This is a genomic window from Dyella soli (assembly GCF_054482295.1).
In genome coordinates this window covers 101,436-124,524 of sequence record NZ_JBTFFU010000002.1, presented here as the reverse complement: position 1 = coordinate 124,524, position 23,089 = coordinate 101,436, and the positions used below count along the sequence as shown (strand labels likewise).

Here is a 23,089-nt window from a genome sequence, read left to right as displayed (position 1 = left end):
CTCCCTTCCTTTGAATAAGCAGCAGTAGCCACTCGGGTGCAGGTTCAGAGAACAATGAACCTGCACCTGATCCCATACAGATGTTGAGGTGCTCCATGGAAACCCGCCAACCCGTGCCCCCCTTTGTGCTCGAGACCGCCATCCAGAAAGTGCGCATGGCCGAAGATGCCTGGAACAGTCGCGACCCCGAAAAAGTTTCCCTGGTCTATGCCCCCACCACCCACTGGCGCAATCGCGCCGACTTCGTTGATGGCCGCGATGCGGTAAGGGACTTCCTTCAACGCAAGTGGAGCCGCGAGTTGGACTATCGCCTCATCAAGGAACTATGGGCATTCACCGGCAACCGGATCGCCGTACGTTTCGTTTATGAGTGCCGCGACGACTCCGGCAACTGGTACCGCAGCCACGGAAACGAGAACTGGGAATTCAACGAACACGGCCTCATGATCAAGCGGCACGCGAGCATCAACGACCAGCCCATTGCCGAGAGCGAGCGCCTGTTCCACTGGCCGCTCGGTCGCCGGCCGGATAACCACCCCGGCCTGAGCGAGCTTGGGCTATAGGCGCGCCGCAGGCGACGCTGGCCACCTCGTTGTCAGCACATGCGTCGACGCCGATTCCTGATGAATCTGACCTGGAGTTCCTTGTCATCAACGCGCATGACCTGGAAGTGCGTCATTGGCCCATGACTTGAGCGTGCGGCGCATTCTTCTCAACCCATGCCCTCTTCTCGTGGGTAAGAGCAACGGCATCGGCCCCGGCTGGGAAGTGAAGTTGCCCAGTCAGGTCGTTTGCTGCGCGCCATACCTCAAGGGCCACGTCGGTTTCTCGGGTCACCGCCTTGATCGCACCAAAGCCCGAGATGACGCTCTGTGCGAAGGGCTCGTACGGCCCGGGGATCAGCCCTTGCATGCGGCTCTGGCCGTTGGAGGTGAAGCTGGTCGACGGACCATAGCCGGGCTCCACCAATTTGACGCGAATGCCGAAGGCGTTGAGTTCGTGCGCGAGAGACGCCGTGAACCCCTCGATGGCTGTCTTGCTGGCCGTGTAGGCGGCGACCAGCGGGAACGGTGCCAGGGTGGCACTCGAGGTGACATTGACGATGGTGCCGGCTCTGCGTCCGCGGAACTGTGGAATCACCGCCTGGCACATCGCCATGACGCCAAACGTGTTGGTCTCGAAGACCTCTCGAACAGTCTGCATTGGCGTGGCTTCAAACGCGCCGAACAACCCGATCCCCGCATTGTTCACAAGCACGTCAATCGGCCCTGCGTCATCGATCGCACGCGCCACGCTGTCGGGCCGGGTCACATCCAAAGGCAGGATGCGAAGGTTGGCGGAGCCAGGAAGCAGATCCGCGCGAGGCAAGCGCATGGTGGCAATGACCTTCCAGCCCAGCGCCAGAAAGTAGCGTGCCGTCTCGAGACCGTAGCCCGAAGAACAGCCCGTGATAAGTGCGGTTTTCATGAGTTTCTCCGAGGATCCCGTTGACCCGGGGAGAACAGTAAGGCCAGACCTCCGGACGATCGATAATTGTACGTCCGCTATTCTTTCGTTATCGTCCAGACATGGGTGATCCACTTTCCGAAGTAGTGCGGCTGCTGCGCCCTCGCGCAGTGTTCGCCAACCTCATTACCGGCAAAGGGAATTGGGCCGTCCGCTATGCCGAGTTCGGCCAGCCGAGTTTCTGCATCGTGCTGGATGGCAGCTGCCTCCTGGCCGTGGACGGGCATGCACCTGTCACCTTGAGCGCCGGCGACTTCGTGCTACTGCCGACCACGCCAGCGTTCACCCTTTCGAGTTTTACGCCCGCACCGCCGGTGCACCTGGATCCACGACAAGTCGCGGGTGCTGTTTCCGAGCTTCGCTACGGCGAACAGCAGGGCCTCCCCGACATGCGATCGCTGGGCGGTTCCTTCATGTTTGACGACGCCGACCCGGCGCTGCTGGTCTCGCTGTTGCCACGGGTGGTACATGTGCAAGGCTCGATACGCCTGTCGCAGTTGGTGCAAATGGTCGGCGAAGAAGTGGCTGATCAAAAACCGGGCGCCGATTTCATGCTCTCCCGGCTTGTCGAGCTGTTGCTCGTGGAGGCCATGCGCTCGGTCTCGACCGCAAGTGCCCCTCGGGGACTGCTGCTGGGACTGAGTGACGAGCGACTGGCACCGGCACTAAAACAGATGCACGCGCACATCGATCACTCGTGGACGGTCGAACAACTGGCGAAGACGGCGGCGCTTTCGCGTTCCGCGTTCTATGAACGTTTCACCCGCATGGTGGGAGCCGCACCGATGGAATACCTGCTCGCGTGGCGCATGGAAATAGCCAAGAGACTACTCCGCGATAGTGAACTGACGTCGGCGGAGATTGCCGAGCGAGTAGGTTACGCCTCAGCAAGCGCCTTCAGCGTGGCTTTCAGCCGACACGTCGGCCGGCCGCCCGGCAAATATGCGAGATCCGCTTAGCCAGGCTGTCGGAACCGGGCGCTAGCCTGCGCGGCCTGGCCAGCAGGCACCAAGGGCTTGCCGAGTTCCGTGCCATCCCGCCTTCTCCCTCTCCGAACGTAATGTCTGCTTCGGGTCGGGAGCAGACACCAGCCGTTCGTGCCCTGGCAACGGAACCCCGAGGCAAGGTGCGCTCTCACGCCCTTCCTGCGCCGTCAGCAACTCCTTGCCCCTTCAGGTCCCTATACACAGACGCCAACGGCGCCACCAGGATGGCGGACATGGGACCAACCAGCGCGAAGCCCAACGCGATTGCCGGGGCCAGAGTGAACAACAGGGGCACGACGTTGGGAATTTGCCCCTGGGGGAAGAACGCCTGCAGGTGGGCCTGATCGAAGCCGCCAAGTCGCGAATAGGCGATCGCAAGAATGACGCCTTCCACGGCCAACCCGATGGCCAGGGCAATGATGGCCAGTGTGGCGCCCAGACCGGTCAGTTTCCAGGCATGACCCTTGGTAAATGCCCAGGACTCAGGCAACCGGAACTCCTGCTCGGCAAACGTCATCACAGGGCCAAGAGAGAACCGAATCGCCACCCAGGCCCATACGCCGACAGCAGCGATGACGACGCCGCCGATGAGCACGACACGGGTGAGGGTGGCCGCGACCGGGTCCGTTATCAGGCTGCTGACCAGCCATGCCAGGCCGCCCAGAACCCCACCGCCGAGCATCACCCCCAACAGCGCAAACGCGACGATCAGGCCGTAGACGAACAACGACAGAGCCAGCCAGAGCTCTTGCTTGCTGAAGCGCAAGGCAAAGAAGCGGCGATTGCCGGGCTCCAGAACGCTGCGATAGATGGCGCCTACCAGAAGTGCGCGTCCGGCCAGGCTGGACACGAACACCAGCGGGTTGGCCATCATCATCTTGCTTTGCAGGCGAAACACGTCGGCCGACAGCCCCACTTTGGGGTCCATGTGTCGGAGGTTCGCGAAGAGCGATGGCAACTCCGACAGCAGATAGCCAAACATCAACGCCATCGGGACGACCGCAACGAGCAGGTAGGCCATGCTCCAGGCAATCACCGACCCCGGTCGGCGTGCGATGAGGGAAAACCCCGAGCCGATCGCTTTGCTGATTGAAAAATCTGCCACGTTTCCCCCTGCAGGAAATGGTGAGTATGCCGACGAAATATCTACTGACTGCCGATGGCCACCAGAAAGCCACACCATACCAGTGGAACTACGACGAGCACCGATTTGAAGGGACTGGCGGAGCCGGACAAGAGGTCTTCCGCGTTGAAGCCCTGATTTACCATGCCGCTCCCGATAGAAGTTGCGTAGAGCGGCCTCTGGGCCACCCGGCAATGTCCGTTTCGGGTCGAAAGCGGACACTCCTACGACCAGTTCACTATGTCTTTCCGAAACACCTTGCGAGCTAAAACTTCGCCCAAGAGATAGCCAAGGGCCAAAGATCCCTTCCAATAAATGGCCATCTCGCTTTGACCATTGGCTCCTTTTGAGGTGATTAGGGCACCTATGAACGCCGCGCCGATCGACAAGCTGGAAATTCGGAGCCACTGGAGAGGGTCGCTCCACCACCCGCCACGAAATCCGCGAAAAAAGGATGGGCTCAGAACCGGCGTTAGTCGGCTTGTACGCGCCTGCCACATGGCGGCAGAGGGAAATACAAAGAAGCCCGCGAAGGAGATAGCAACAAAGTACCAGTCAATGTTGGCATGTGAGAGATCTTCCTTGCCAAACACACCCGCACCAACCAGCAGGCTGATGGCGAACACCAGCGCGTAAAGCAACAACCATAGGCTTCTCACTGGCTCCCTCTCTTCATCAATCTTGACTTGATCCCCGGGCCCCGGGTAGCTCGAAAATCTGTCCACTGTGGGTCGAAAGCGGACATTAACCAGCGCGTGGATCGGTATATGCCGCTTGCGGACGAATGGCTACCACGGCCTCAAGCAGAGTTCGGCCGCTACGCAAAACATCATCCCGGAAGAGCTCCTCGGCCGCGAGGCGCTCAGTGTCGATCTCCTTAAGCGCCTTTTCAGCCCATTTCTCTCGCACCGCCCCTATAGGAAATCTATCGGTTTCCGAGTCGACGCCGACGAACATCATAAAGAGTCCGCGTTCCAGGCCATGGTTTGAGTGACGCCATTGGACCACGTTCCTGACTCCTTCCGTCAGGCAACAGCGCCCCTCTAGCAAGTTGCGAAGGGCCTGCTCTAGGTGCTGCAGAACAATGACGTTGGGGTAGTTGCTCAGAAACTAACTCCTAAGAACTGGCACTCGATCATGTCCGCTTTGGGTCGAAAGCGGACATAAGTAGTGCGCCAAGGCTACTCACTCTTGGTCCTGAACCACAGAGGCAGAATGCCCATCCTTATAAAGAACAACCAAGCCAGTACGCCGGTGATGCCCCCGAAGAGTGCAAGGAAATGACTACCAAGATATGGCCATTGCTCGGTCCTACCATCGATGACGTAGGCAAAACTTTCGGCACTTTTAGCGATGTGAGTTCCTTCGACTAGCAGGCCATGATTGAACTGATAGCCAAATGGAACAAAATCAACGACCTTCCCGCCGGCCCTGACGATCGAATAGTGCGTCTCACAACGATTATTTAGCGGCTGCTCGCACACCTGGTGCGACGAGCTGACAACAAAGTCTTCGGCTGAAAAAAATACGGTTGCGATCCTGCTTGCGCAAATGAGAACAACCAGGCCACTCCAGAAGATGAGGCCGAGCATCGCCACAAACGCGACGGGATTGGATGACAGCTCGTCCGGGTCGAAAACTGGCCTGCGCATGCTTCCCTATGCTTCCTCTGCCGCTGTGTGACGAATCGGCACGATTTCGGAGGAACCCGTCATGACCAACACAAAGGTCCGCTTTGGGTCGAAAGCGGACCTTAGCCTTTGCCAGATCGGGCCCCACAGTTCCTCGCCTGATCAGTGCTTTTGAAGCCAACTGGCCAACGTCTTTGCCGGGCTGGGGCTGTCATCGAATACACATCCGGTTATCTCGTAGGAGCGATGAGTGTCATCGCTATTGACGATTTGCAACGTCTCGAACACGTCAGTGGGCGGAGCCGGGCAAGTGGAGGTCTGCTGTGTCACCAGTCTCAACATCTCTTCCAGTTGCCTCCAATCGTCACCCGACAGCTTGTGGGGTGGAGCGGCCTTTAGGCCCTTCCGCTCGATGCTTTGCGCCGCCCGATCCAAAAGCCATACGGATCCGCAGCTTTCATCTCGCGGGCAAGGGCCCCAGGCACTCATGTAAGTCAAGCTTTTCCAGCTTGGTTTTTCGCCGCCCACGGCCTGGTGACTCACGAATACCGCCCCAATGGCTACGACTGACAATAAATGGTGAGACAGTTTCATCCTTGTACCCCGAGAAGACGAGCCATAAATTGCGCGATTCTTGCTCCGATCGTCAGGTCCGCTTTGGGTCGAAAGCGGACCCTAGCCTACAGACCGTTCTTATCCAGATGAGCGCCGCAATGCGTGCAGTAGCAGATCCTGAAGCGAGCGCCACCCTTTGGGTCGGGAGCGGACACAACGAACTTAGCGTCCCGTCGGCTTCCAGACTACCTTGAGCAAATAGGGAGCCTTCGTTTCAAAGCCAGTTAGCGAAAAAGAAGGATGCCCGTGTGCGTGACGTCGTGGATTCGGACGAAGCCAAGCTGGGCCGGTGGCACGCCGTCGAGCACAATTGGTACCGAGGTCCATGCCCCGGAACGCAACTGCTCCGTAAACTGCATTTCCTTCGATTTTTGGTGCTGATTGTCCGGCCCTTGATCTGTGACCGCACCCCAGTCAATAGTCAACTTCAGGCCATTAACTGTAGCGGCCATCGTATTGCCGAACTTGAGGATGACGCGTGATCCATTGGCGTAGGGTTCGACGTCTGCCAACTGGACTGTCAGTGATCCCAGGTCGTAACGGACTACCTGATACCCGTCGGATCCAGGCGTTAAATACGCAATCTTGTCGGTGCTGGCCAACAGTTGCTCAAACTTCACTCGCTGTTTCTCATCAGTGAAGTCTTTTTGAAGAGCTTCAATCTGCAATTGCATAGCGACAACCTTGTTGTCCAAAGCTTGCATTCGAGCCTCCATCGCCGCGTTGTCTGCGGGTGCTGGATTGCAACCGGAGAGAGCAAGAGCGCAGGCCACTACAAGGAAGGGTGCAAGGTGCAAGGACGCTTTCATGATTCCCCCGTGTACGCTTGGTGCCTAAGTGAGGTATCCCGGATTCAGTCTGCGGCTGAAATGGCAGGGGGGTCAATGCGCCCATTGAAGGGTGTCAAAGGCCGAACTTCTCAACGGCATAGATCTCGGACTCAAGCCTTCGTTGCCATGCCCGCGAAGCCCGCCAGCCAGCCGGCGCGTTACCCTTTCACACGGCATGTGTAGCAGGTTCCATCCCTGCACCGTCCGCACCGAATCAATGAGTTACCCACGTTTTTCGATCAGAGGCGCTCCTCAGGTGGAAACTGGGAGGAAAAAGACCCCGCCAACCGAAGGGGTTTTCTATGCCAACTGGCCATGGGATACGTTGGCTTCACGTTCTCGGGTACGAGAATCACGCCTGTTGGTCGAAGGGAAAGCAGCGGCAAATCTTACTTGTCTCCTGACGCCGTGCGGCCAGTTATAGCCCCCCTTGCGTGCGTCAGGCAGATACAGCCGGCGAGGAACGGAACATTGGAGGACGGCCATGCGCCCATTACGCAACGCACTTCTGGCCTTGGCCTTATGCCTCCCTATCGCAGCCAAGGCGTCTTGCTCGAACACCTCAGTGGGCAATCCAGACGATAGTGCGCAATTCATGAACGCAGTCGTCAGCTCAGTCATTGACCTGGGTATCGCCAATGACTTTGTGCTGGAAGCGGAGGATGCACTGGAACCGGAGGATGCAAGTACCCATCCGAAATTTCTTAGTTCGTTGGACCTATCAGACGAGCAATTGCGGTGTGCATCAGAGGCAATGACAGGTTACGACCGTAGCCACAATGAGGGATTCAAGGCCGCCGCAGACACTTTGCAGATTTCGGCCAAGACATTGCTCCTGCTGAACGGAAAGTTTCGCCAATATTTTATTGCGGAACTTAATGGCGAATTCACCAATGAGAAGGCGGGCGACAAGGCGACTCGGATGGCCAAGCTTTCAACTTCCTACCAGCAGACTTCGAGCAATATTTCAAAAGTGGCCTTTCTCTCGGTGATGGCGATACGCGAATTTGAGTCACCTGATTCCACCAAAGACCCTCGTCTAGCCATCACAATCGCTCAGCGTGATGCGATAAATAGGCGATTGAAAGGTTACTTCCCGGCAGTAACAGTAAAGCCACAATCCGCCAAAACTGCCGATACCTATCCCAAAATTGCAATCTGGCATATCTATGTAGAGCTGAACGAAAAAGGCTTCCAGATGCACGATCAGCCTTATACGAAGGGGCGTTTATCAAAGTAGCCATACCTGATACCGAGTCGCGGCGCGACCAGCATTGGCGACCATAACCGAAGGCCGCTCAGAGTTTCTTCCTTGCTCTCGCCAACGCTGGATGCCAGGTAGTTGGCCAGCACGTACGGAGGGAGTGTCATGGTCGGAATGTGGCGTCTATTCGTGGTCTTGACCTGGATTTGGGCTGGCGTCTGTGGATGGCAAGTCTTCAAAGACCGCTCAAACGAGCGCGACCAGGCTTTAGTGGCCTTTTACCTACATCTGAATACGATCTGCCTCAATCATGGGCCGGGCGTCAAAACCGCATTAGACCGTGAAGTTTACCCTTATGACTTTTCCAAGGGCTCGCAGTGGGTTGACGAGGACGGGAAGATGACGTCGATTTACGGCGTGCGGCGATCCCAATACAAGGCAGCAGCGACAGGTGACGAGGCAGGGGCCGACCAACTTGCCAGCGTGGTGGCAACCCTAGGAAATAGCACCGCGGCATGTGATCGCGCCCTCCGAGGAGGAAAGGGAATGCCTCTCGACGCGAAGTACCTAAAGCGATTTCTTGTCAGGTGGCTGGTGCCGGTGGCTGGTTTGCTAGCTGCGATGGTCGCCAGTATCTGGGTGTATCTAGGCTTCAAGCACCCGATTCCCTAGGCTAGTCCATGGTAACCCGGCCTGGACCGCGCCTCCCTCCGCGCGGCCTGTGGTGCGCGCACCGTCATGTACCACGACTCCCAAACTGCATTCCTGCCTCTCACAGTGACAGTAGAGCCATCAATCACTCAGAGAGCGCCGCCATGACTACCGATGAATACCTGGCCGAAGCCCAAGCGATGCCCCGGTTCGACTATGCCGTGGTTAGCTATCGAATGTTGGCTGCGAATGTCCGCTTCGGGTCGAAAGCGGACCTATTGAAGCCAGCGCGTAAAGATGCTCTAGGTCCTTGCGTGCCGATGATTGTCATTTGCCCACTTGGGCAATCCGCAATGTACACATTTCTCCGCGCCTCGGTTGATGGCGAGGAAATTGGGCTTGAAGAACGGCTTGTCACATCGCGGACACCTAAATGACGAGACGACGCCGCTCAAAATGACCCACGCACCATACCAAGACGGCAGAAAGTAGTTGTCCGTCTTCCCGAACGAGGGAAACGAAAGCAGGAACGAGACAGGAATGCCTGCGATGAACATTGCCCAAGATGCATACGTCCAGTTTCGTAACCGCCGCCATCTCTCTGCGTACATCAATCCCCCTACCTCATGTGCTCTACCACCCGGAGCCAGTTCTTATGTCCGCTATGGGTCGGTAGCGGACAGTCAGATCGTAGGTCTTTTGTCAGTTTCCGGTGAAGGCACTTCTAATGATGATGCTAACGAAAATCAGCCCAAACGCCACAAACGACAAGAGAAATATCAAGCTGACCTTTCTCAACTTGCGCAGCTCTGGCCCAAGGTCAGCTTCATAGGCTTTTAGCGACCAGAGGAGCTCCGCTCCGCGCGACAACGCGCTCGGCGAGCCGACCTTGGCATAAACCTCTGGACGCCCCTCTCTCAGCTTGACGATGAGCACAGTGCATGCGACCCAAGTGCCAACCAAAGAAACGAGACCGCCGATCCATAGCGCCACCAACACCGCAGACTCCATCTCAGCAATTCTCCCCCGCGAAGTTCCGCTTACATATCACGGTCCGCTTCGAGTCGAAAGCGGACATTGCCGGAATCATCAATGGACACATTGCAAGCTGCGTCCCCACTGCCAACGTCCACCCTTGGCCTCCAAATTGATGGTGCCCTTGTTCAATCCGCTCCCGCATACCTGGGTGGCTTGAAGCTGGTCTTGCGCAGTCCAATGCGGTGATTCGTAGGTGGATTCAACGGCCTCGTACGGCTTCGAGCCTGGGCCGGCGTTGAGCTTCTCCATGCGCAAGGTTCCGGCATAGCCCGACCAAAGCTTTTTCCCGGCCGCGTTGTATACGGCCCATAGCTCTCCGTCCATACCATCTTCTTGCTCGATCGCCAGAAACTGCGTTCCGTGAGGCGATGGATACACGGAGTGGCCGGCATCCATCAATCGCCCGCTTTCATCGAATAGAAGCTTGCCCGAAAAAAGAGCGTCCTTCGACATGCCAATCAAGTGCGCCTTGAGTCCTGGCACAAAGCCGCAGTAGTACCAATGAAGCCCGCTCAACTCTTCGTGATAGGGAGGCGCGTCAACAAATCGCTTTGCCCCTCCTCGGTAGTTGACGACAAGCGTATGTTGGCCATTGATCCGCACAACCCGTCGCGGGGCCTCTCGCATGGATTGCGCTTCGTCCCGATCGGGATCACAGCGAAGACTTTGTGCCGCCACAAGCCCGGGTAATGGGCTCATAAGCGCCAACAAAACCAGAAAGAAAGCTAACCGCATCAGCCCCCCAATTCCGTAGTGTCCGCTATGGGTCGAAAGCGGACCTTACGGATAGCCTGGCACCGATTTTACGTGTTGTGTACGCCATCGGTGCATTTTTGGTATCCGCTTTTTATGCCCCAATGCCTAGAGTGCGCAGTTCTGCAGCATTGAGTGGATTGGCCGACGTTATAGACCGCGTTTTCGATTCCGTGCTGGCTGCGGCCACGCTTGCCCCCTATTGCCTTGAGATCGCCTTGAGCGACGCAACCGACCGTGCGCGTCGCCGTGGCGACGTTCGACTTGCCTTTCTATTGGAGCCCACCCCATGAACTTCCTTTGCGGACTGGCCGCCGCGACTTCGGTGTCGGTTTATCTATGCGTGGCGATGTTGGAACGGGAGTGGTGCAAATGACTGCCAACGACTTTATCCAGATCGGCATCTATCTGGTTGTGATGCTGCTGCTCATCAAGCCGCTTGGCCGCTACATGACGCATGTGTACGCCGACGAGCCCAACCGCATCACTCGCCTTGGTGGCGGCGTTGAGAAGTTCATTTATCGTGCCTGCTGCATCAAGTCCGATGAGGACATGGGCTGGAGGCGCTATGCGATCACCTTGCTGGTGTTCAATCTGTGCGGCGTGCTGGCTGTCTACATTTTCCAGCGCACACAACAGTGGTTGCCGTTGAACCCCCAGCATTTTCCGGCGCTCAGCCCTGATCTCTCGATGAATACGGCGATCAGCTTTGTCACCACCACCAACTGGCAGGCTTATTCCGGCGAGTCGACGATGAGCTATCTGACCCAGATGGCCGCGTTGGCGGTGCAGAACTTCCTGTCCGCATCGACCAGCATTGCCGTGCTGATCGCCGTGGTCCGCGGCTTTGCGCGCAAGTCGACCAAGGGCATCGGCAATTTCTGGGTCGATCTGACACGCACCACGCTTTACGTGCTTCTCCCCATCTCGTTCGTCCTGGCGATGCTGCTGGTTTCGCAAGGCGTCATTCAAAACTTCAAGCCGTATGTGGAAGTACCGGTGGTGCAGACCAGTTCGTATGCCCAGCCGGTGACCGATGCGGCCGGGAATCCGGTCAAGGATGCCGGGGGCAACGCTGAAACCAGGACGACGCCACTGACCACGCAGACCTTGCCGATGGGCCCCGCCGCCTCACAGATCGCGATCAAGATGCTTGGTACCAATGGTGGTGGCTTCTTCGGCGCCAACTCGGCTCACCCCTACGAGAACCCCACGCCACTCTCAAACTTCCTCGAGATGCTGGCGATCCTGATGATCCCCGCAGGCCTGTGCATCACCTTCGGCGACATGGTGGGCAACCGTCGCCAGGGCTGGGCCATTCTCGCCACGATGCTGGTGATCTTTATCCCGCTGACCGTGGTCGTAACCGGGGCGGAGCAAGCCGGCAATCCGATGCTGCATAGCTTGTCGATCGACCAGCACGCCTCTGGGCTGCAGTCGGGTGGCAATATGGAAGGCAAGGAGGCGCGCTTTGGCATCGCCGCCAGCAGCCTGTTCACCGCGCTCAGCACCGCCACCTCTTGCGGCGCAGTGAACAACCAGCTGGACTCGCTCACTCCGCTGGGCGGCCTGGTGCCGATGTGGCTGATCCAACTCGGTGAAGTCATCTTCGGCGGCGTGGGTTCGGGCCTTTACGGCATGCTTGCCTTCGCGGTCGTGGCGGTGTTCATCGCCGGACTGATGGTGGGCCGCACGCCGGAATACCTCGGCAAGAAGATCGAAGCATACGAGATGAAGATGGCCAGCCTTGCCGTGCTTATTCCCTCGGCGCTCGCGGTCGTCTGCACGGCTATTGCGGTGATGACGCCCGCTGCTACGGCTACTGTCGGCAATCCCGGTGCGCACGGCTTCAGCGAGATCCTCTACACGGTAAGCTCGGCCACCAACAACAACGGCAGCGCATTGGGCGGCTTGTCAGCAAACACGCCCTTCTGGAACGTCATGCTGAGCGTGTGCATGACCCTGGCACGTTACGCGCTGGCGATCACCATGCTCGCACTGGCCGGCTCGGTGGCAGCAAAGAACCGCGTACCTGCTTCGGCCGGCACCTTGCCAACACACACGCCCTTGTTCGTGATCCTGCTCACCGCCGTGATCGTCATTGTGGGTGCGCTGACTTTCCTGCCGGCCATGGCGCTCGGGCCTATCGCTGAATACCTGATGTCCGCGCACTGATTGACGGTCCGCTTTGCGACCCACTCAATTTCAGTGCTGGAAAATGCCTTCGGCGCCGCGAGGAGATCGTGACCCCATGAATGCCAATGTTGGCCATACATTGGCGCTCCAGGAAAGGTCCGCTTTCGGTCAGAAGCGGACGCTGCGGGCTTGCCCGGCCTCGCCACGGTTTCAACTTGCCTCGTGGTCTCTGAGGCTGCGCTTGGCCGGTGACGACCTGTGCTGGACTGGAAGATGATTTCCCTTCTTGACGATGGCACTCCATGGCCATGAACGACCTCTTCAAGCAGGTTGCCTTGTTCGTCCTCACGGCCCTGGCTGAAATCATCGGTTGCTATTTGCCATGGCTCGTTCTGAAGCAGGCCAAGCCTGCATGGCTACTGATACCTGCACTGGTATCACTGAGCCTGTTCGCATGGCTGCTGACCTTGCACCCTACCGCCGCCGGCCGTACCTATGCAGCCTACGGCGGCATCTACATCGCGGTAGCGTTGACCTGGCTACGCGTTGTTGATGGCGTAAAGCTCACGTCATGGGACATCGGGGGCGCATGCATCGCCCTCTTGGGTATGGCGATCATTATTGTTCAGCCGCACTCATAGAGGTCTGTTCTGGCTCGGCAGCGGACAGTCCCGGTGGGCAGATGCGGCAGGTTAGCGAGACGCCATCTTCGCGCGACATTCAACACGATATGTCCACCCAGGCGAGACCACCTACCAGCTACGCATGGCTTCGAGTGCCGGAAGCAGATCGTAGGCGTGCTTGTAGCCGATCTTCACATAGAGCTCGACCCACCATTTCAAGGCACCGAGGTAGACGATGAAGTCTTCGTATTGCTTGCCTTCCCAATGGATGACCACCTTGGCCTTGGCACCCTCCCGATCAGGGTCGTAATGGACCTGGACCCGGACGTCCCCGCGGTGATGTCGAACGGCGACATGCTTGCCTGCCGTCGCCAGCTGCCGACATATGGCGATGGCACCGTTGACCCGTTGCACACCATGCGCAAATCCCCTGAGATCCCGCGTATCGGCGTCAACGGCATCCAGCAGCATGGCCTGCTTGTCCTCAGGGCAGAGTCGCCATAGCCATTCGTGCAAGTGCCACGCCGTGGCCGCGGCGTTGTACGAAAGAAAACAGCGAACGATGGGCTCCGCATCTGCCCTGTCATGGATCTCGCGCATCTCCCAGAGGAGCTTGGCCAGAAGCCCGACAACGTCATCACCAACGAGCGTCTTGCCGAAATCAATGACTTCTACGGATCTGCCCACGGTAGCGCCCTCGTCCGGTTACCGACGCAAACACGAATGATCCAAGCCAGCGCCTGCATTGGATGACGGCCAGCGTCCTTTTGTCGAGTGTCCAGGGCTGGCCGAGATCGGACCCTGGCTTATCCCGTCTCGCCGGAGTGTCGATTTCGGTTCCGGACGTTCGACGTGATAGTGAGACCCGGCAACCGCCTGGAGCCGCCCTCGCCGCAGGCCTTTGCGCGTGGCGAAGGCAAGTTGTCGGAAACCATTGACCCAGCCCATCCCCGGGGCCGGCCAGTACGAGGAGAAAGCGATGAGAAAGTTGATCCTGGCGATGTCCATGTCGCTCGACACTTTTGTCAGCGGCCCCGATGGCGACGTGAAGTGGATTTTCAGCGGTGACCAGGAGGCCATGGCCTGGAAGGTGGAGAACTTGTGGAACGCCAGCCTGATCATCATGGGCAGCCGCTCCTTCCAGGACATGGCTCCCTTCTGGCCAACCTCCACCATGGTGTTCGCGCCGCCGATGAACCAGATCCCCAAGGCCGTCTTTTCAAGACGGGGACCGGCAGTGCTCGAGGCGGCCGTCAAGGGACTCCGGGACGCCCGGGCCCAGGGCGGCGACACCCCAGCCGGGCCACTGCAACCCGGCGCGGAAAGCTGGGCCGAGGCCTACGTGGCCAGCGGCGACCTGGCGGAGGAAGTCACCCAGCTGAAGGCCAAGGACGGCAAGCCGATCATCGCCCTTGGCGGCGCCTCGTTCGCGCGCAGCCTCATCGCCCAGAACCTGGTCGACGAATACTTCCTGATGGTCCATCCGATCGCGCTGGGCAAAGGCGTGCCCATCTTCAGCGACTTGCCCGCGCCGAGACCCCTCAAGCTGGTCAGCTCGAAGGTCTTTCCGCTCGGCGCGGTGGCGCAGGTTTATCGGCCAGCCTGACCCGCGCCAGGAAAGCGTGCGCCTGACGGCAAAGCACCTCCCGCTTCTATCGCGAGGTCTGCATTTGCAGGAGAGCGGGCGAACTACCTCCGGTAACGAAGGCGTAACCACCGGCCCGCCTGCGGGCGAAATCCAGGATGGTTCTCCACTGTGCAAGATGGCCGTATGGAAAGGTGACGATCACCAGCATGCCGTTCGCCAAATTGAAGGCGGATTCACAGGCGTGACCCATGGGGTTCAACGGAGGGCGCCAACACTTGATGATCGTGCTTTCCGATCGGAAGAACGTCGCCGCATATTCGCCCCATGGCTCGTATTCGTCGAGCCCAAGCTCTGGATGGCTGGCAACCACGGAAATCGGCTTTCCATGCAGCGCCTGCGCCGTTTCGATGCCCACGCTGTTCTGGTTGTCGGGTTCAAGTCGTGCGAGTCGCCAATCTGCCCGCGGATCACCGTCCCCGCCCAGAGGGAACATCAATCGAAGGAACAACAGGTGCGACCGGTTGGGGTCTTCGAACACGTTGTCGATACTGGGTGCGTACACCTGCGGGTCGGGTGACAGTGCGAAGCGAACGTCAACCAAATCCCAGGGCTTTCCGACCAGGGGGTCATGATCGGCATAGCCGCGTGTAATCGGCATGACGTTTACGACCCAAAGCTCGTTGGCGGGAATACTGATGACGTTCGACGATGGTCGAAGGCGAACGGCCAGCCGCTGCGTCGTATACCGCAGATCTACCGGTGGTCGAATGCTCTTCGCCTGCACAAACGCCTCATCGGACTGGTCCGCGGGATTCGCACAAGACGCCAGGCAGGCGGCCAGAAAGAAAAACGCCACGCACTTCAGATCGAGCTTGATTCCCATGGTCATCCGTTGCTCGCACGATTTGTAGGTTGACCTGCCATCCACTCCCGCCTCACTGGAGGATGTCCAACGATGTCCGCATTGGGTCGAAAGCAGACAGTTTATTCCCGCGCAAGAAGGAAGCTACTTATTCTCCTGCGCAGTTCCAAGTCGTCTATTTGCTTGGCCTCGTCATCGGCGGCTATAGCCAACTCCCTCGCCAGCAGGCCATCGCCCTTGTTCTTGTGGCGCTCAGCCAGCGCGAATCTGATGGACACTCGATAGTCGACCAGTTCGGGGGCCGAGGCACCATCGAGCGCCCGCAAATAGAGGGGTATCGCGACATCGTCGTCGGGAGTGAAGTCCGCAAGGGTCTCCCAGAGAAACGGGTGGTCATACCCGGCGACACTTTGGTGCTCGCAGTATTCCCTTAGTTCGTTGTAACAAGCCCAGAACTTTTCACGCTGGTCTTCGCTTGCCAATCGAGAGGCAAATTCCATAACGCGATCCCAAACTTCCGCCCTAAGTTCCATACATCCCTGTCCTCAACGTCAATTGCAACCAATCCGCTAATGTCCGCTTCGGGTCGAAAGCGGACATAGTTAGTTTGCTGCGGCTGGGCTAGCCCGCGCGATGATCCAATAGCGCCTGCCAATCATCGTCACAGCCCTTCTCGATTCAACAGTGAGCTTCTGACCGGGCAATGGAAGCCGCCCACCGTCAGATAAAACAGCATCCACGATGGTTCCATCGGTTATTTGAACTCTCACCGTATCGCGGCTATCGGTTGTTGGCCCAGCCTCCAGAGCGACCCCATTCGCTAAGGTTGGCGTGTATAGGGCACTAAGCGATCCGATGGCAATTAGTACCGGCAAGAGATAGAGCGCAGGAATCGGTGATGAGCCCCCAGGGGTTCCGAACCGCGGGTTTCGATAGAGGCCAAACCACCAGAAACCATACGCAATGGCGCCCCCGAGCGCTGCCGCCATAGCGAAGTTGGCCGGCCCCTGAATTCTCGAATACAGCCCATCACCTAGCGTCAGAAGCCCGACGGACAACAGTCCGCAGATGAGGCCGGCCAGCACGACCTGCCAACACTGGAGCCAGCCCCACCCCCAAAACCCGATAAACAGCGGCACCGCGAGAATCAAACAGGTAGCCCAAGCGATGGGCGCGATGACCAAAAATAAGGGGCCAAAGAAGAAAGACGCAAAGAGCGGGACAAAAACGAATGCGAGGACAACCCTTGTCACAGATCGCTCTCCTGCTCTCCAAATGGGGGCCAATCGAGACTAATGGTTCGAAACGAAAATGTCCGCTTCGGGTCGAAAGCGGACGCTCTATTCATCATACGGCTTGATCGCACACGCCAGGCTACTGCTGGCAGGAATTGACGGTTCATCGGCATTGGCGCCGGTTGAAAGCGCCTCGATAGTTCTGGCTCCTTTCTCCCGGTGAGCGGAACATGTCTTTCCTTGCCCGTATTGGACATCCCGGCACGGCTTCATGCGTGTTGAGCGGTGTCGTGTTATTTCTTGCTGCCTGCGCCCCCGTACGCCCTGCCATCAATGCGGCCTCCGGACCCGTGCAGGCGGGTATCAACGAGAAGATCACGCCTTATCAGGCGAGGTTCGACCGTACGCGGCCGGTGATCGCCGTCGTCGGGGACAATAGAGGTACGGAGTTGAGCGATTTCATGGTGCCTTATGGCGTTCTGTCCGAGGCGAATGTGGCGGATGTGATCGCCGTTTCCACGCAGCCCGGGCCTATGGACACCTTTACCGATCTCGGGGTGCCCGCTTTTCGCATCGTCGCGCAGGCCACCCTGTCGGACTTCGACGGACGTTACCCCAACGGTGCCGATTACGTGATCGTTCCTGCGCAGAACCCTTCAGCTGAGTTGTTGCACTGGCTCGCTGACCAGACAAGCAAGGGGGCCGTGCTTGTCAGCATCTGCAACGGCGCCATGGTGGTCGCGAAAACCGGCGTCATGGCCGGTCACCGCGCTACCGCCCACTGGTCCACCGAATCGCAGCGCTTAGCGCAGAACAGCGATATCCATTGGGTGAAGAACGCGCGCTACGTAAGCGACGGAAACTGGGTTTCCAGCGCGGGTGTCAGCGCGGCCATTCCTACGTCGCTAGCCTTGGTCGAGGCCATAGCGGGCCATGGCCGGGCGGCGTCACTGGCCGAGGAGATGGGGAGCGGCCCATGGTCGCCGCAACACAACAGCGATGCCTTTCATCCCCGCCTGACCACGACAGCCTGGCCATTGGCCAAAGTGGCTTATACGAACGGCTGGTTCCATGGAACCGATACCTTGAGCGTGCACTCAACACCCGGCATGGATGAAGCAAGCCTTGCGCTGACCGTCGACGCATACTCTTCCACGGGAAGGAGCCGCGCGTATCTGGTCTCGTCTTCGGAAGCGGGGCTGCTTACCCGCCATGGATTGACCGTGCTTCCCGATCGCACGGATCGCGCCCCGGTGGCTGCGGGCAACGCCGTGACGCTATCGTCGGTGACGCCGCCGGCCAAGGCGCTCGACGTCGCGCTTGCCGGAATCATGCAAAGATACGATCACGCGACGGCTTCCGGCGTCGCGCTCGTCTTCGAATATCCAGACTTCAAGTGAGTCACGCCAAGCCCATGGCCCTCCCAACCACGCCGTTACGCATCGTGTTGCTTGCGCACGAAAACATGAATCTGCTGGATCTCACCGGGCCCGTGCAGACATTGTTCACGGCCAATCGGGAGGGTAAGGGCAGGCCGTCTGCTCGATACGATATCGTCGTCGCCTCCGAACATGGCGGCTTGATCACCACTAGTTCCGGCCTGCAGGTAATGAGCGTATCCCTGTCATCGCTTGATGGCATAGCCATCGATACGCTTGTGGCACCAGGTGGCTGCAAGGGCGAGGAGTACGTTGTGTCACCCGGCCTCGTGGCCTGGGTGAGCCAGCGCGCACCGCATGTCCGGCGGTTGTGCTCGGTGTGCACGGGTGCGTTTCTGCTGGCGGCGACAGGGCAACTCGACGGTCGGCGTGTGGCGACCCACTGGGAGTGGGCGGTGCGGCTGATGGAGCGCTATCCCAAGGTGATCGTCGATGCCGACAAGATCTTTGTTCGCGACGAATCGATATGGACGTCCGCGGGCGTGACTGCCGGCATCGACCTTACCCTGGCGCTTGTCGAACAGGACTACGGCCACCAGCTCGCCATCGATACGGCCCGACAACTTGTCATGTTCATGAAGCGATCGGGCGGGCAATCCCAATTCAGCGCGCCGCTGGCGGCCCAGACGAGCGAGTCCGACCGGTTTGTCGAACTGCATGCATGGGTCGCCGCGAATCTCGACCAGGACTTACGCGTTGAGCGGCTGGCCGAGCAGGCCGGAATGTCGACGCGAACATTTGCACGCACGTATGCGGCCAAGGCCGGCACCACCCCGGCCAAGATGGTCGAAACACTCAGGCTGGAAGCCGTGCGACGCCTCCTCGAGGAAACCGACCTTACGCTAAAGCGCATTGCGGTGATGACCGGCCATGGGGACGAGCAAAACCTGCGGCGCGTCTTCTCGCGTCGCATGGGCGTCAATCCGGTGGACTATCGCGACAGATTTTCTGCGCACGGCGAGACGCTGCGCGCGCGTGCCTGAGTCAGAGGCGAGCTTCGTGGGCAACGTCATGTGGCCCGTTCGCGCCCGGCGCTTCGACGTGACTTGCATCCCGGAGCGCATGCAGGGCCTGTTGCCGGATGTCCGCTCTGGGTCGAAAGCGGACATCTGGATCATTCCGAGATTGGACGTAAAAGCAAAGATCCTGCCCAGCCCAAGTACAGAGCAATTACTAACGTGCTCGCGTAGAAGATCACCCGATGACGTTCAGTCATGACAGCCGCCCGAACCTTGGGCACCAACAGAGCAAGCACGGCAATTATGGCCATGACGGCCAGAAGAGCCCCAAGACCGACAAAGATGTGCTCACCGCCCGGCACTAGCCATTGGACCGCCCACGGCAAAACCAGTGCGTAAACGCCGATAAGCAATGCGACAGCCAAGTACCTTGGTTGGACTGACACGATCACTCCCCCTTGATCGATCGAGGCTTCCATTACACGGCACACATGGGCGTTAGAAATGTCCGCTTTGGGTTGCGACTTCAGCCGGTCAACGCAACACATTGCGGGAATCGTTCGGCCGGTATTTCGAAGTTGAACGTCTGCCTAGGACGCACATTCAACTGCCGAGCAACCGCGTCGAGTCTAGCCCGGGATTAGCCCGGCAGGTCCATGCGATCTGACCGGAATTCGCGGCCCGACGACGTGCAGGCAATTTCCGTCGTTCTTGACTCACGGGTCTGCCCGATGCACTGATGCGTTGGCACGATGCTCTGATCCAACACCGTCATTGGATCTTCATCCACCGATGACCGATGAATGAGCGGTACGCAGGGAAACGAAATACCCGACAATTGTCCTGCGCAGACATGCTTCGTCGATGGATCAGTGGTTTGCCGCAGCTTCCCTAAGCCTTTCAATCAAGGATTACAACGTTTGGCTAGTCGAGGCGACCCCGCAGTCGACTACAGTTTTAGCGAGTAGCTCAGGGGACAGATGGCATTACGGGTGGCGAGTTACAAGGCGGCACTCATTCATTGCGCGGAATCCTATGGGAGTTCATCCACATGTCTGCTCTCGACCACGTGCTCAATGCCGACACGCTCCAGATTGGTCCCATAACGTTCAATCTCGATTCTCCACTTGGCTCGAGCAGTGGATCGTCACCCGCACTGTGCGTTACGAAAGATGGACCCCTTGCCTTCACGCTGACGTCCGACCAACTTGGCCTTCCCATCAGCGGCCTCACGTTTCCATTTCACGGGACGCCCAGCCAGGATCAGCAAACCATTGAGTGGGTCGTCGACCAGCCACTCGATCTATGGCAGAGCATCGCTCACCTGACCGGCGTCTACGGCAGCATAACCACACAGGTCAGCGACCTCGATCCGACACTGGCAACCGACTGCGGCGGCAATACGCGGGTCTTCCAGGCCACGCTGATCACCACTGGAACCAACAATGCACTCACCGTCAGTACGAGTGTTGGTGATGCTCGTGTGACATCCATTGCGCTGCAGGCTTCTGCGGGCGAGGTGCTCGCCCCCGCGTTCTTCAACGTCGGGTTCTCCTGGTCCAGCTGGCAAAGTGATGGCTGCGGCCTTCAATACCAGGTGCCGGAAACCACCGTTTCACTGACGGCAAACATACTCGACCTTCAAATTACTGGAGTGGTGTCGTCAACGGAATTTCGGTGGATGGTGCAGAGCGGGCCGGCGTCGATCCATGGTCAGAGCAACCAACAGTCAGTCCTCCTGAATCTCAACGAGCCAGGCCTTGTCTTTGTATCAGTACAAGTCACCGTGTCTTCCGATATCGAAACCGGAGTTGTCACCCGTCACTTCAATTTTGCGGTGTTCAATGAAGCTGAGGCCTCGCTCGTTGGAGCTCTCTGCAAGCTGCGCCAGGCCTTCTCGCCGATTCCAAATGTTGTGGTTTCCGGAGTGGGTCCAGGCATTGTTGTTGGAGGGCGACATCTTGTAGATCCGCTCTGGGACCCGCCGAAGGATTTCGTCGGGCGCGCCAATCCAGTCGCAAGTCAGCCCTACGGGCGTCTTGAGCTGGCCCGTCTTAACCATATGCTGCAGCGCCTCGAGCGCCAGGCGAAGATTGCCTCTGTCAGTGCGAATCGCGCCTTGGCAAACATCAATTCGCAGAAGGACGACCGTGAAACCCGCTAGTCATGATGGAACGATTTGCCGAACAATCAGGGAGAGGGACTGATCTCGCGAATGAAATGATGCCGTCTTGGCTAACGTCTGCCCCCGGTCGGAACCGGACCTTGCGCCGCGTTAGCGCAAAGCGTCCGCGACCTCGAACAACCAGGCGCGATAAAGATCCTTCGCCCCCGGCCAGTAAAAGCACCCTAGCTGATTCAATTTGGCGGCAAGGGAATCGTCATCGGGATTGCGGTTGATCAGTTGCACGATCTCCTCCGCGACAAGACCCGCCTCAGCGCCCATCCCATCGGCGCGATATCGCCAGACAACGGCCTGCCAAGAGGAGTCATCCTCAGACCAGTCCTGATGAAAATAGCCGCCAAAGAATTGATCAAGCCGCCCCACGATGCCCTCAGTTTCAAGTTTTCGTTAGGTCCGCTACGGGTCGAAAGCGGACACTCGAATTTTGCCGCCGTCCTTTGATCATGGCACTTGACGCCTAAGTTGACGCGCAAGCTTGGTGACGCAACGTGGCAACGAATTTGACGCCGTGCGGCCTTAAGTTATGTGCCCAGCTCGCCAGATACATGTTCGGCTAGCTCTCTGGTGTTTCTGACGAACTCGGCCTCTAGATCAATGCCACACTTGTTTGCGAGAACAAGGATCGACCATAGACAGTCCGACAATTCATGACCAAGTTTGGCCTTGCAGTCATCGATATCCCGGATACCAGCGTTTGCCTGGATCAGCTTTGCCAGATCGCCCACGTCCCCAACGAAACCCAGCGCAAGTTCGCCTGTGGTCCAGACGCGCCCATACCTCTTGATCTCGAGCTGTTCGTATAGCGCGTTCAGCTGCAGTGCTGACTCTTCAAGATCACTGAGTTTCATGTTGATTGCACCTGACACTGGTTATACGGCGCGGAGATGATGGCGCTCACCAGCTTCCGCTTCGGGTCAAAAGCGAACAGCGGGTTTCGGTCCACCGGTGGTTGACCTCAATAGAGATCAGCCCGCTTCTTTGGCTTGACCGCCTGGAAGAACGAGTATCCCAGCATGATGTCGGTAATCAGGCGGGCGACCACGGCGGGTATCGCGATCAGCGCATGGATAAACATCGCGGCCGCCGAGTAGGCGGCGAACTCCGGGATGCGAAGCAAGATCGGCATCTTGTTCTGCCTGGTCAGCAGGAATTCTTCGCGAAGAGCATCCGTGTCGCTCCACCGACCACCATCGATGGCCAGTCGTGTTTGGGTCCTGTATAGATTTTTGCTGGCGCAGCCGCGCACAAAGGCGCGCCACATCCGACGCGGCTTAAGTACCAGGCCTGTCGAGAGTGCGATCAGATTCATCAGCCCGAGCGTGGGGGAGACATACATCGAGCCCGTCCCAAGCTCCCACGCACTCACTTCGCCTTCGCCGATGCGGCCAACGCTGTAGCCGGTCATCAAGTGGTGGAGATCGTGGTACTTCAGGTAACGGTGTCGGGTCTCGATGTTGGGCAATGGCACGAGCATGCATCCGGTGAATACGGGCACCGTACGCTGCCGGGCACCAACGACCGGACCGAAACCGCTTCGACGGTAGAAGTCAGCCAGTTCTTCACCAAGCGCCATGCCGCCCCCCTTGGACGCGCGAGTCGCCTGCAGTGCAGGCGCATTCGATGGATTGTCCTATTCCGCTCGCGTGGCGACAACGCTTGCCCCATAGGAGCGTCCGCTTCGGGCCGAAAGCGAACAAAGCGCATGGCCGCTCATCATGCCCCGAA

Annotated in this window: 25 protein-coding genes and 1 pseudogene; 11 read left to right on the top strand and 15 right to left on the bottom strand. The window is 58.6% G+C overall.

The genetic code is table 11. From position 1 onward, the window contains the following. Positions 1-95: 95 nt before the first annotated feature. Positions 96-563 carry a nuclear transport factor 2 family protein gene (locus tag ACXU4B_RS10965; protein ID WP_205746601.1) on the top strand — a complete coding sequence of 156 codons (468 nt, stop codon included), beginning with the start codon at positions 96-98 and terminating at the stop codon, positions 561-563. Positions 564-675: 112 nt separating this feature from the next. Here ACXU4B_RS10965 and ACXU4B_RS10960 read toward each other — a convergent pair whose 3' ends face one another. After that, positions 676-1,467: an SDR family oxidoreductase gene (locus ACXU4B_RS10960; protein ID WP_131412592.1), complete on the bottom strand. Its 792-nt coding sequence runs from the start codon at positions 1,465-1,467 to the stop codon at positions 676-678. Positions 1,468-1,568: 101 nt separating this feature from the next. On the opposite strand from ACXU4B_RS10960, the gene ACXU4B_RS10955 reads away from it, so the two are divergent. Continuing rightward, positions 1,569-2,465: an AraC family transcriptional regulator gene (locus tag ACXU4B_RS10955; protein WP_131412594.1), complete on the top strand. Its 897-nt coding sequence runs from the start codon at positions 1,569-1,571 to the stop codon at positions 2,463-2,465. A 175-nt stretch (positions 2,466-2,640) separates the two neighbouring features. On the opposite strand, the gene ACXU4B_RS10950 is transcribed toward ACXU4B_RS10955, so the two are convergent. The 4 genes from ACXU4B_RS10950 to ACXU4B_RS10935 all read right to left on the bottom strand — a co-directional run bounded on the left by ACXU4B_RS10950 (position 2,641) and on the right by ACXU4B_RS10935 (position 6,565). Beyond that, positions 2,641-3,597, bottom strand: coding sequence for a hypothetical protein (locus tag ACXU4B_RS10950; protein WP_131412596.1), 957 nt, complete (start codon positions 3,595-3,597; stop codon positions 2,641-2,643). Positions 3,598-3,839: 242 nt separating this feature from the next. Beyond that, positions 3,840-4,259, bottom strand: a complete 420-nt coding sequence (locus ACXU4B_RS10945) for a hypothetical protein (protein ID WP_131412598.1) — start codon at positions 4,257-4,259, stop codon at positions 3,840-3,842. A 537-nt stretch (positions 4,260-4,796) separates the two neighbouring features. Continuing rightward, positions 4,797-5,267 (bottom strand): hypothetical protein, encoded by a 471-nt coding sequence (locus ACXU4B_RS10940; RefSeq protein WP_131412600.1) that lies wholly within the window; start codon positions 5,265-5,267, stop codon positions 4,797-4,799. A gap of 818 nt (positions 5,268-6,085) precedes the next feature. Further along, positions 6,086-6,565 (bottom strand): DUF3251 domain-containing protein, encoded by a 480-nt coding sequence (locus ACXU4B_RS10935; RefSeq protein ID WP_458910878.1) that lies wholly within the window; start codon positions 6,563-6,565, stop codon positions 6,086-6,088. A 721-nt stretch (positions 6,566-7,286) separates the two neighbouring features. On the opposite strand from ACXU4B_RS10935, the gene ACXU4B_RS10930 reads away from it, so the two are divergent. From ACXU4B_RS10930 to ACXU4B_RS10920, 3 genes are all read left to right on the top strand, one after another. Continuing rightward, a complete protein-coding gene (locus ACXU4B_RS10930) occupies positions 7,287-7,931 on the top strand; it encodes a hypothetical protein (protein ID WP_131412604.1) in 645 nt (214 codons plus the stop codon). A 129-nt stretch (positions 7,932-8,060) separates the two neighbouring features. Beyond that, complete coding sequence (locus ACXU4B_RS10925; protein WP_131412606.1) at positions 8,061-8,567, top strand: hypothetical protein; 507 nt, start codon at positions 8,061-8,063, stop codon at positions 8,565-8,567. A 143-nt stretch (positions 8,568-8,710) separates the two neighbouring features. Then, the gene (locus ACXU4B_RS10920; RefSeq protein ID WP_131412608.1) at positions 8,711-8,983 is read left to right on the top strand and encodes a hypothetical protein; all 273 of its coding nucleotides are present in this window, start codon (positions 8,711-8,713) and stop codon (positions 8,981-8,983) included. Between the two features lie 265 nt (positions 8,984-9,248). Here the strand turns inward: ACXU4B_RS10920 and ACXU4B_RS10915 are convergent, their stop codons facing one another. Then, a complete protein-coding gene (locus ACXU4B_RS10915) occupies positions 9,249-9,557 on the bottom strand; it encodes a hypothetical protein (RefSeq protein WP_131412610.1) in 309 nt (102 codons plus the stop codon). A gap of 78 nt (positions 9,558-9,635) precedes the next feature. Then, a complete protein-coding gene (locus ACXU4B_RS10910) occupies positions 9,636-10,211 on the bottom strand; it encodes a hypothetical protein (RefSeq protein WP_165583237.1) in 576 nt (191 codons plus the stop codon). 363 nt (positions 10,212-10,574) lie between these two features. Here ACXU4B_RS10910 and kdpA point away from each other — a divergent pair, with 363 nt between their 5' ends. Then, a complete protein-coding gene (gene kdpA, locus ACXU4B_RS10905; RefSeq protein ID WP_240734163.1) occupies positions 10,575-12,512 on the top strand; it encodes a potassium-transporting ATPase subunit KdpA in 1,938 nt (645 codons plus the stop codon). Positions 12,513-12,775: 263 nt separating this feature from the next. Beyond that, positions 12,776-13,114 (top strand): YnfA family protein, encoded by a 339-nt coding sequence (locus ACXU4B_RS10900; protein ID WP_205746602.1) that lies wholly within the window; start codon positions 12,776-12,778, stop codon positions 13,112-13,114. 111 nt (positions 13,115-13,225) lie between these two features. Here the strand turns inward: ACXU4B_RS10900 and ACXU4B_RS10895 are convergent, their stop codons facing one another. After that, positions 13,226-13,783, bottom strand: coding sequence for a hypothetical protein (locus ACXU4B_RS10895; protein ID WP_131412614.1), 558 nt, complete (start codon positions 13,781-13,783; stop codon positions 13,226-13,228). Positions 13,784-14,030: 247 nt separating this feature from the next. Between ACXU4B_RS10895 and ACXU4B_RS10890 the strand changes: the two genes are divergently transcribed. Then, the gene (locus ACXU4B_RS10890) at positions 14,031-14,702 is read left to right on the top strand and encodes a dihydrofolate reductase family protein (protein ID WP_240734164.1); all 672 of its coding nucleotides are present in this window, start codon (positions 14,031-14,033) and stop codon (positions 14,700-14,702) included. A 46-nt stretch (positions 14,703-14,748) separates the two neighbouring features. On the opposite strand, the gene ACXU4B_RS10885 is transcribed toward ACXU4B_RS10890, so the two are convergent. Beyond that, positions 14,749-15,567: a hypothetical protein gene (locus ACXU4B_RS10885; protein WP_131412616.1), complete on the bottom strand. Its 819-nt coding sequence runs from the start codon at positions 15,565-15,567 to the stop codon at positions 14,749-14,751. 101 nt (positions 15,568-15,668) lie between these two features. Continuing rightward, positions 15,669-16,046, bottom strand: coding sequence for a hypothetical protein (locus ACXU4B_RS10880; protein WP_131412618.1), 378 nt, complete (start codon positions 16,044-16,046; stop codon positions 15,669-15,671). Positions 16,047-17,011: 965 nt separating this feature from the next. Here ACXU4B_RS10880 and ACXU4B_RS10875 point away from each other — a divergent pair. Both ACXU4B_RS10875 and ACXU4B_RS10870 read left to right on the top strand, forming a co-directional pair. Further along, positions 17,012-18,181, top strand: coding sequence for a DJ-1/PfpI family protein (locus tag ACXU4B_RS10875; protein ID WP_165583238.1), 1,170 nt, complete (start codon positions 17,012-17,014; stop codon positions 18,179-18,181). Between the two features lie 14 nt (positions 18,182-18,195). After that, positions 18,196-19,203, top strand: a complete 1,008-nt coding sequence (locus ACXU4B_RS10870) for a GlxA family transcriptional regulator (protein ID WP_131412622.1) — start codon at positions 18,196-18,198, stop codon at positions 19,201-19,203. A 131-nt stretch (positions 19,204-19,334) separates the two neighbouring features. Here the strand turns inward: ACXU4B_RS10870 and ACXU4B_RS10865 are convergent, their stop codons facing one another. Next, on the bottom strand, positions 19,335-19,658 hold the full coding sequence (locus tag ACXU4B_RS10865; RefSeq protein ID WP_131412624.1) for a hypothetical protein: 324 nt from the start codon (positions 19,656-19,658) through the stop codon (positions 19,335-19,337). A gap of 47 nt (positions 19,659-19,705) precedes the next feature. Further along, a pseudogene (locus ACXU4B_RS10860) lies at positions 19,706-19,819 on the bottom strand (IS30 family transposase); the annotation flags it as partial. A gap of 411 nt (positions 19,820-20,230) precedes the next feature. On the opposite strand from ACXU4B_RS10860, the gene ACXU4B_RS10855 reads away from it, so the two are divergent. After that, positions 20,231-21,343, top strand: a complete 1,113-nt coding sequence (locus tag ACXU4B_RS10855) for a hypothetical protein (RefSeq protein WP_131412626.1) — start codon at positions 20,231-20,233, stop codon at positions 21,341-21,343. Between the two features lie 111 nt (positions 21,344-21,454). On the opposite strand, the gene ACXU4B_RS10850 is transcribed toward ACXU4B_RS10855, so the two are convergent. The 3 genes from ACXU4B_RS10850 to ACXU4B_RS10840 form a co-directional block, all read right to left on the bottom strand. Further along, on the bottom strand, positions 21,455-21,727 hold the full coding sequence (locus tag ACXU4B_RS10850) for a contact-dependent growth inhibition system immunity protein (protein ID WP_131412628.1): 273 nt from the start codon (positions 21,725-21,727) through the stop codon (positions 21,455-21,457). Positions 21,728-21,885: 158 nt separating this feature from the next. Beyond that, positions 21,886-22,212, bottom strand: a complete 327-nt coding sequence (locus ACXU4B_RS10845; protein ID WP_131412631.1) for a nucleoside triphosphate pyrophosphohydrolase family protein — start codon at positions 22,210-22,212, stop codon at positions 21,886-21,888. A gap of 107 nt (positions 22,213-22,319) precedes the next feature. Beyond that, the gene (locus ACXU4B_RS10840) at positions 22,320-22,937 is read right to left on the bottom strand and encodes a hypothetical protein (protein ID WP_131412633.1); all 618 of its coding nucleotides are present in this window, start codon (positions 22,935-22,937) and stop codon (positions 22,320-22,322) included. Positions 22,938-23,089: the final 152 nt, after the last annotated feature.